At 50.7% G+C, this 460-nt stretch carries 4 tRNA genes; all 4 read left to right on the forward strand.

Annotated elements, in window-relative coordinates:
• Positions 1-37: 37 nt before the first annotated feature.
• Positions 38-111, forward strand: a tRNA-Pro gene (locus HMPREF2580_RS03965).
• Between the two features lie 16 nt (positions 112-127).
• Positions 128-203 (forward strand) — tRNA-Ala (locus HMPREF2580_RS03970).
• 24 nt (positions 204-227) lie between these two features.
• Positions 228-301 (forward strand) — tRNA-Met (locus HMPREF2580_RS03975).
• Positions 302-329: 28 nt separating this feature from the next.
• A tRNA-Ile gene (locus tag HMPREF2580_RS03980) sits at positions 330-403 on the forward strand.
• Positions 404-460: the final 57 nt, after the last annotated feature.

The raw sequence follows: 460 nt of genomic DNA on the forward strand, positions 1-460 counted from the left end.
GTTATGGGTTCGACTCCTATCGGGCGCGCTTATTCTACGGGAAGTAGCTCAGCTTGGTAGAGCACTTGGTTTGGGACCAAGGGGTCGTAGGTTCGAATCCTGTCTTCCCGATAGTACATATTAATATGGGGGCTTAGCTCAGCTGGGAGAGCGCCTGCTTTGCACGCAGGAGGTCAGCGGTTCGATCCCGCTAGTCTCCACCATATTTAATTTATAAACTACATAACGGCGGTGTAGCTCAGCTGGCTAGAGCGTACGGTTCATACCCGTGAGGTCGGGGGTTCGATCCCCTCCACCGCCACTACTTATTAGTTGTAGGATTATATTTAGGACCTTTAGCTCAGTTGGTTAGAGCTAACGGCTCATAACCGTTCGGTCGCAGGTTCGAGTCCTGCAAGGTCCATATAATTTTGGAGGAATACCCAAGTCTGGCTGAAGGGATCGGTCTTGAAAACCGACA

This window comes from Staphylococcus sp. HMSC036D05, assembly GCF_001836225.1.
Taxonomy (GTDB): Bacteria; Bacillota; Bacilli; order Staphylococcales; family Staphylococcaceae; genus Staphylococcus; species Staphylococcus caprae.